Here is an 8350-nt window from a genome sequence, read left to right as displayed (position 1 = left end):
GGTATCGTCTCAGTGCCCGTTTGGCGAGGAGGAGGGTTCAAAAGGTAACAGAGGTATCGTCTCAGTGCCCGTTTGCCGAGGAAAACCGTCCAAACGGTAACAGAGGTCTCATCTCAGTGCCCGATTGGCGAAGAAGAGGGTTCAAACGGTAACAGAGGTTTCGTCTCAGTACCCGTTTGGCGAGGAAGAGGGTCCAAACGGTAACAGAGGTCTCGTCTCAGTGCCCGTTTGGCGAGGAGGAGGGTTCAAACGGTAACAGAGGTCTCGTCTCAGTGCCCGTTTGGCGAGGAGGAGGGTTCAAACGGTAACAGAGGTATCGTCTCAGTGCCCGTTTGCCGAGGAAAACAGTCCAAACGGTAACAGAGGTCTCATCTCAGTGCCCGATTGGCGAAGAAGAGGGTTCAAACGGTAACAGAGGTTTCGTCTCAGTACCCGTTTGGCGAGGAAGAGGGTCCAAACGGTAACAGAGGTATCGTCTCAGTGCCCGTTTGGCGAGGAGGAGGGTTCAAACGGTAACAGAGGTATCGTCTCAGTGCCCGCTTGCCGAGGAAAACCGTCCAAACGGTAACAGAGGTCTCATCTCAGTGCCCGTTTGCCAGGGGGAACCGCCAAATCGGTAACAAAAAAAGCCTCACAGTTCCCGCCGGAAAGCCAAAAATGCAAATTCAGCTTCATTTCTTAATAAAATAAGTGTGATTGTTACTACTCATCTTTGTAAAGTTCTTCACCAAAATCCTCCGAATGGTTTTTCTCGATTTTATTACCCCACACCATTCCCATACCAGTAGTGTTGTAATTTTCATATCCGGAAACAGAAGGATTAACTCATTAATACTGCGTAAAACACCTGACTCCACGTCCTCACAAAAACCACAATTACAAAATAATTTAAGTTTTCTTTCCTCCATGTCCCCATGACATAATAGACATGATATAAATTTTCTTAATTCCATGTAATCATATTTTGGCAAATTAAAAATAGAATAGGGCGATTCTTTGATATGTAAAGACATTAGCTTTTCGGATAAGTTCACATTATGTGGTCTTATAACAGTGCCCTTGTTATTCAATTTGTTTACAAAACGCCACAATTGCGATGGAAGTATGAAAGGTAAGTTCAATGGGGCTTGCAATAAAGCGAATTGAGGATTAATAAAAACAATATGAGGCTAAATTTTATAGTTTAGACCGAGGTCTTGTAATAATCGGCGAAACAGTGATATACAACGATTTAATTGTAGGAATGGATTTTTTACTTCAATTTTGGAAGGCAAAAGATACCATCTATCATCCTCTACATAGTAATCGCCTTCATTATTCTTTACATCAAACACATGTATGGTATCCCCTGAGTGTAGGACGGAATCAGATTGGAAAAGGGATTTCTGGCTTTCTAGAAGCAAATCATTTAAGATGTGGCAATCCATCGTTAAGTTTTGCTCCAGGAATAAATCGAAATTTTTTTCACCTTCAAACCCTTTTTCGAGGTGTTCGAAATAACCCTTTTGGTCAGGAGTTAATTCCATACGTTGGTTTAATAATCGATAAATAATTAATTCAAGGGACTCAGATCGTGGTTTTATGATCATTCAGGCAAGCCTCCTATCAAAATATTTCCCTTCCATTCCAGTGTACTAAATAATTCCCAATGAATTTGTGTCAAAAAATAGACAAATAAAAATCACACTAAAGGGCGAAATGTAAATTAATATTAAGACGTTGAGGGAATTTTTATGTGGATTTTTTAAGGTGAAAAAATTTTAAAATTTCATGTTAGAAAACCTTACATGATATTGACAATTTTTCTTACACGACATACAATAACAACATGAAAAAACAAAAGAGGAGAAGAAATCATGAGCGGAAAAGAGATACGCCGTTCGATGCCATTGTTTCCGATTGGAACGGTTATGCAACTTACTGATTTAAGTGCAAGGCAAATCCGATACTATGAAGAACATAATTTGATTTCTCCGGCAAGAACAGATGGTAATAGACGACTTTTTTGTTTGAATGACATTGATAGGCTCCTTGAAATCAAAGATCTAATTGATCAAGGAGTAAATATGGCAGGGATTAAAAAAATATTTGCCGTACAAGAACAACAAGAAGTATCAGTCGATTTAAAAAAGGAAGCAGAAAAAATCAGAAAGCAATTGTCCAACGAGGAATTACGAAAAATATTGCGTAAAGAAATTATGCAAGCTGGACGATTTAATCAGTCTTCTAGGCAAGGAGACATCAGAAGATTCTTTCATTAAAAAATTAGGAGGAAACACAAATGGCAAAGTTCACCCGTGAAGATATTAAACGCTTAGCCGTAGAAAGTAACGTGAAATTTATTCGCTTACAATTTACCGACATCCTTGGAACTATTAAAAACGTGGAAATTCCAGTAAGTCAGCTTGATAAGGCGTTAGATAACAAAATGATGTTCGATGGTTCATCCATTGAAGGATTTGTTCGTATTGAAGAATCAGATATGTATTTATACCCTGATTTAGATACTTGGGTTATTTTCCCTTGGACTGCTGAGAAGGGTAAAGTGGCTCGATTAATCTGTGATATTTATAATGCAGATGGAACGCCTTTTGCAGGGGACCCAAGAAATAATCTAAAACGAATCCTTAAAGAAATGAATGAAATGGGTTTTACAGATTTTAATCTAGGGCCAGAACCAGAATTCTTTCTGTTTAAATTGGACGAAAAAGGTGAGCCATCCCTTGAGTTGAATGACCATGGTGGTTATTTTGATTTAGCCCCAACTGATTTAGGAGAAAATTGCCGTCGTGATATCGTGTTAGAATTGGAAGAAATGGGCTTTGAAGTGGAGGCTTCCCATCACGAGGTTGCGCCTGGTCAACATGAAATTGACTTTAAATATGCCGATGCATTAAAAGCATGTGATGATATCCAGACCTTTAAATTAGTGGTTAAAACCATTGCGCGTAAACATGGTCTGCATGCGACATTTATGCCAAAGCCATTATTTGGGGTTGCTGGTTCGGGTATGCATTGTAACTTATCCTTATTTAGAAATGGTGAAAATGCATTCTATGATCCAAATGGTGAAATTCAAATGAGTGATACAGCCCGTCAGTTTATTGCAGGGGTGCTTGCCCATGCACAAGGATTTACGGCTGTAACAAATCCAACTGTCAATTCCTTTAAACGTCTTGTTCCTGGTTACGAAGCTCCATGTTATGTGGCATGGTCATCTCAAAACCGTTCGCCGCTTGTTCGTATTCCGGCATCCCGTGGAATGAGTACTCGTATTGAAGTTAGAAGTGTAGACCCAGCAGCAAATCCTTATCTAGCAATGGCAGTTCTTTTAAAAGCAGGGTTAGATGGTATTAAAAATAAAATGACTCCACCACAAGCAGTTGATCGTAATATTTATGTGATGACAAAAGAAGAACGCATGGAAGAAGGTATTGGAGATCTTCCATCATCACTTTTAGAAGCGCTCATTCAGCTGAAAAACGACGAAATCATCACTTCAGCGCTTGGTCATCATATACTCGAACACTTTATCGAAGCGAAAGAAATCGAATGGGATATTTTCCGTACCACTGTTCATCAATGGGAACGCGATCAGTATATGACAATGTATTAAAAAAGCGATCGAGGCTTGATGACCTCGAGCTGGTAGCGTTTGTAGCTAAATAGGAATAAAAAAAGGCCTCTAACCAATATGGTTAAGAGGCCTTTATCATTAATGGATGTTTCGGTAAACTCCAATAACTTTCCCTAAAATGGAAACGTTTTGCAATATGATTGGTTCTAATGAAGAGTTTTCTGGTTGTAATCGAAAATGATCCTTCTCTTTAAAGAATCTTTTTACTGTAGCTTCGTCTTCATCAGTCATAGCAACAACAATCTCACCATTATTTGCTGTTCTTTGTTGCTTTACGACTACATAGTCTCCGTCCAAAATTCCAGCCTCAATCATACTATCACCCATAATTTCAAGCATAAAAATATGGTCATCTGAAGAACCAAAACTAGCTGGCAGAGGAAAATATTCTTCGACATTTTCAATTGCTGTAATCGGTAATCCGGCAGTAACTTTTCCGATAATCGGAACGTTAATGACATTATGTGTTGGTAACGGAGAACTAGATTCATCTAAAATTTCTATTGCTCTAGGCTTCGTTGGATCGCGTCTAATTAATCCTTTTGATTCCAATCTGTTTAAATGCCCGTGAACAGTTGAACTGGAAGCAAGTCCAACAGCTTCACCAATTTCTCTAACGGAAGGTGGGTAACCTTTGGCGCGAACTTCTTCTTTAATAAATTCCAATATATCCTGCTGGCGTTTTGATATTTTTGTCATGTTTACGCACCTCTATTAATTTGTTAGATCTAGTATAGCATGTTTTTCCATCTGATACAAACATAAGTTCGTTAAAGTGTTGACAACAAACAAATGTTCGTTTTATAATAAAATCAATAAATAAGAACATATATTCGATAGAGGTGTTTGAAGATGAAAAAACTATTGGTAACTAATTCATATACTATTTTGTTATTGCTTGCGTTTTGTATTACTGGATTCTTTTTGGGAACTGATACTGAAATCAAACAAGAGGATTTTTTAAGTGTTACAATTGTTCCGGGGGATACTGTTTGGGAGCTCGCAGAACAATATTCAGACAAGAGTGGACTTTCCAAAAAGAGATTTATCAATTGGGTTTTAACACAAAATGAAATTAGTGAAACGGAATTAATTCCAGGGGAAGATATTATTTTACCTGTCAAGAATCATTTATCTGATTACAAAACTGAATTAGCTAGTGCAACAGGAGAATAAACGTGAAAGCAATTATCTATTGTCGAGTCAGCACGAAAAAAGAAAGTCAAGAAAGTTCTTTAAAAAGGCAAGAAGAAGAATTAGTTAGACTTGCTGAAAGTCAAAATTTACAAGTTGTAAATATTATTAAGGAGCAAGCAAGTGGTTATGAAATTGATAGAGATGGAATACTGGAAGTTTTGCAATTAATCTCGGAAGAAAATATTCAATTTTTATTGATTCAAGACGAAACAAGACTAGGAAGGGGAAATACCAAAATTGCCCTGCTTTATCACCTTCAAAAAGCTGGTATAAAAATATGTACTATTTCACAGCATGGAGAATTACAATTATCAGAAGCTGATTCAATGATCCTGCAAATCGTCAGTATCGTGGAAGAGTTTCAAAGAAAAGTCCATAATACTAAAATTAAACGGGGGATGAAACGAGCTGTTCTTAATGGATATCAACCCCAAAAAAACTTAAAAAATATTGATGCTTCCCCTGGTCGCGAAAAGAAAGATGTTCCGATTGAAAAAATCGTTCATTTACGCAATAACAAATTGACCTTTTCAGAAATCGCCGCCACTTTACGAGGGTTTGGCTATGATGTATCTAAAGCAACAGTCCATCGCCGGTATTTAGAGTACATAGATTCATTGAAACAGTAGACCTTTTGCCTTGTCAAAAGGTCTATTTTTTAGTAGTATCAACTAGTAATTCCAAGTTCAAGGGCATTAAAATGGAATTTTTATTATAAAGAAAGTAGGGTTTGCTCATGCTGCCTAAGGAAAAACTAAATCGAATTAATGAATTGGCAAAAAAGGCAAAAACAACTGGGCTTTCAGAACAAGAAGCAAAAGAACAGTCTAGATTGCGTCGAGAATATCTTGAAGTGTTTCGCTCTTCGATGCTTAATACCATAACAAATGTTAAAATTATTGATCCAAAAGGAGAAGATGTTACTCCAGAAAAAATTAAAAACCTGAAGACTAAAAAGCCATTACATTAAGAAAAAATTTCTACCTTAGAAGGGGGCTAACTTCTTCTAAGATACATAAATTGAAAGAGATTGTGTCAAATTATTAACAAAGTGAAATTTTTTAGGATGCTGCCTTATCTAAAGGTTGTATTAAATTAATAGACAAATTAATATTAAAATGGAAATCCCTAGCAACACTTAGGGATACTTTACCTTGAAAGGGATGTAAATCATGATTGAAAAAATTGATGACTTATCCATTGCCTCAATAAGAACCTTATCGATTGATGCGATTGAAAAAGCAAACTCGGGACATCCAGGTATGCCGATGGGGGCTGCGCCTATGGCGTACACACTTTGGACACGTTTTATGAATCATAATCCAAAAAATCCAACTTGGTTCAACCGTGACCGCTTTGTCCTTTCAGCAGGCCATGGATCCATGTTGCTTTATAGTTTATTGCATTTATCTGGTTATGATTTATCCATGGATGATATCAAATCTTTCCGTCAATGGGGGAGTAAAACGCCAGGACATCCGGAATTTGGACATACAGCTGGTGTAGAAGCCACAACTGGTCCTTTAGGTCAAGGTATTGCAATGGCTGTAGGAATGGCGATGGCTGAGCGTCACGTAGCAGCCGTATATAATAAGGAAAACTTTGAATTAATCAATCATTATACATACAGTATATGCGGTGATGGAGATTTAATGGAAGGCGTATCGGCTGAATCAGCTTCCTTAGCAGGTCATCTGCAATTAGGTAGACTTATCGTCCTTTATGATTCAAATGACATTTCACTAGACGGTGATTTGTCTCAATCATTTTCAGAAAGTGTGGCTGACCGTTTCAAGGCTTACGGCTGGCAGTACTTAAGGGTAGATAATGGAAATAATCTAGAAGAGATTGCTAACGCAATTGAGGAAGCCAAGCAAGACTTAAATCGCCCTACGTTAATTGAAGTAAAAACTGTTATCGGTTATGGTTCACCGAATATGGCTGGTAAATCTGATGTCCATGGGGCTCCACTTGGTGCAGACGAATTAAAATTAACAAAAGAGGCGTATAAATGGACTTTTGATCAAGATTTCCATGTTCCGCAAGAAGTCTATCATCACTTTACCAAAATGGTCATTGAAAATGGTGAAGAGAAAGAAAGTAAGTGGAACGATCTCTTTAGACAATATAAAAACGAGTACCCTGATTTAGCATCGCAGTTGGAGAGAGCGGTAACCAATCAACTTCCGGAAGGTTGGGATAAGGATATTCCTGTTTATAATGAAGGTAAAAGTTTAGCAAGTAGAGCTTCATCAGCCGAAGTAATAAACGGAATTGCGAAAAATCTACCAACTTTCTTTGGGGGATCGGCTGACTTAGCTGGTTCTAATAAAACAACAATTAAAGGTTCCGCTGACTTTTTGCCAAGTTCTTTTGAAGGTAGAAACATTTGGTTTGGAGTCCGTGAATTTGCCATGGGGGCAGCATTAAATGGAATGGCTTTACATGGTGGCCTAAAAGTATTCGGCGGTACGTTCTTTGTATTCTCCGATTATTTACGTCCAGCGATTCGCCTTGCTGCATTAATGGGTCTTCCGGTAACTTATGTTTTCACCCATGATAGTATTGCTGTAGGTGAAGATGGACCAACACACGAACCAGTCGAACAATTAGCCGCTTTAAGAGCGATGCCTAACCTTTCGATTATTCGCCCTGCCGATGGAAATGAAACAGCAGCTGCCTGGAAACTAGCGGTGGAATCGACGAATAAGCCAACAGCATTAGTATTAACAAGACAAAATCTTCCTACATTACCGGGTACATCAGAAAAAGCATATGAGGGAGTTTCAAAAGGTGCTTATGTGATTTCCCCTGCATCTAAAGAAGCACCAGATGCGTTAATTTTGGCTACTGGTTCAGAGGTAAGTTTAGCAGTTGAAGCGCAAAAAGCTCTGCTGAACGAAGGAATTGATGTTTCAGTGGTCAGTATGCCATCTTGGGACCGCTTTGAAACTCAATCAAAAGAATACAAAGAAAGCATTCTACCTAAGTCTGTTAAGAAACGACTAGGTATTGAAATGGGAGCATCACTTGGATGGCATAAATACACAGGTGATGAAGGTGATGTTTTAGCCATAGACACATTCGGTGCATCCGCCCCAGGTGAAATTATCATGAAGGAATATGGTTTCTCAGTAGAAAACGTTGTTTCACGAGTAAAATCATTATTATGATAATGGAAAAAAGCGAACTAGATTCTCTAGTTCGCTTTTTGTATAAAAGTAACCTGTTCTTTAAACAAGTAAATTGTCAATATTATTAAAATAAAGCTGCCGCGGTCTATTTCCACCTGAACGTTTTAAATCTTAAACGACGTTAGCCCTACCTCTCTAACATCCTTACGGCTCCGAAGCCGATCCAGTGTGAATAAGTCCTTACAAAAAACAATCGTAGAATGCCAATTTATTTACTTCATCTTCAACAAGTTACTTCAATATGCGAAGAGAAACATATTATATCAACTGGATGAATGTTTGTCAATTAAGATAATAAAATTTAATAAAAGGAATGAATCGA

General features: G+C 37.9%; 8 protein-coding genes. 6 read left to right on the top strand and 2 right to left on the bottom strand.

Translation table 11 applies throughout. The features are described 5' to 3' along the window. Nucleotides 1–1169 precede the first annotated feature (1169 nt). On the bottom strand, nucleotides 1170–1589 hold the full coding sequence (locus tag ACX9YW_RS09255) for a nuclease-related domain-containing protein (protein ID WP_460345212.1): 420 nt from the start codon (nucleotides 1587–1589) through the stop codon (nucleotides 1170–1172). Between the two features lie 267 nt (nucleotides 1590–1856). Here ACX9YW_RS09255 and ACX9YW_RS09250 point away from each other — a divergent pair, with 267 nt between their 5' ends. Together ACX9YW_RS09250 and glnA are read left to right on the top strand one after the other, a co-directional pair. After that, entirely contained in the window at nucleotides 1857–2261 is a 405-nt protein-coding gene (locus ACX9YW_RS09250) for a MerR family transcriptional regulator (RefSeq protein ID WP_460345209.1), read from the top strand. Nucleotides 2262–2281: 20 nt separating this feature from the next. After that, nucleotides 2282–3616, top strand: coding sequence for a type I glutamate--ammonia ligase (glnA, locus tag ACX9YW_RS09245; RefSeq protein ID WP_460345206.1), 1335 nt, complete (start codon nucleotides 2282–2284; stop codon nucleotides 3614–3616). Nucleotides 3617–3715: 99 nt separating this feature from the next. Here the strand turns inward: glnA and lexA are convergent, their stop codons facing one another. Beyond that, nucleotides 3716–4336: a transcriptional repressor LexA gene (lexA, locus tag ACX9YW_RS09240; protein WP_460345203.1), complete on the bottom strand. Its 621-nt coding sequence runs from the start codon at nucleotides 4334–4336 to the stop codon at nucleotides 3716–3718. Nucleotides 4337–4489: 153 nt separating this feature from the next. Between lexA and yneA the strand changes: the two genes are divergently transcribed. The 4 genes from yneA to tkt all read left to right on the top strand — a co-directional run bounded on the left by yneA (nucleotide 4490) and on the right by tkt (nucleotide 8007). Continuing rightward, nucleotides 4490–4813, top strand: coding sequence for a cell division suppressor protein YneA (gene yneA, locus ACX9YW_RS09235; protein ID WP_460345200.1), 324 nt, complete (start codon nucleotides 4490–4492; stop codon nucleotides 4811–4813). Nucleotides 4814–4815: 2 nt separating this feature from the next. Next, nucleotides 4816–5463: a YneB family resolvase-like protein gene (locus tag ACX9YW_RS09230; protein ID WP_460345197.1), complete on the top strand. Its 648-nt coding sequence runs from the start codon at nucleotides 4816–4818 to the stop codon at nucleotides 5461–5463. Nucleotides 5464–5570: 107 nt separating this feature from the next. Beyond that, entirely contained in the window at nucleotides 5571–5804 is a 234-nt protein-coding gene (locus tag ACX9YW_RS09225) for a DUF896 domain-containing protein (protein ID WP_460345194.1), read from the top strand. Between the two features lie 202 nt (nucleotides 5805–6006). Continuing rightward, nucleotides 6007–8007, top strand: coding sequence for a transketolase (gene tkt, locus ACX9YW_RS09220; protein ID WP_460345191.1), 2001 nt, complete (start codon nucleotides 6007–6009; stop codon nucleotides 8005–8007). The last annotated feature ends 343 nt before the right edge of the window (nucleotides 8008–8350 follow it).

The organism is Pseudoneobacillus rhizolycopersici, from assembly GCF_054786815.1.
Note: the sequence above shows the minus strand (reverse complement) of the source record. Positions and strands in the feature narration are given on the sequence as shown.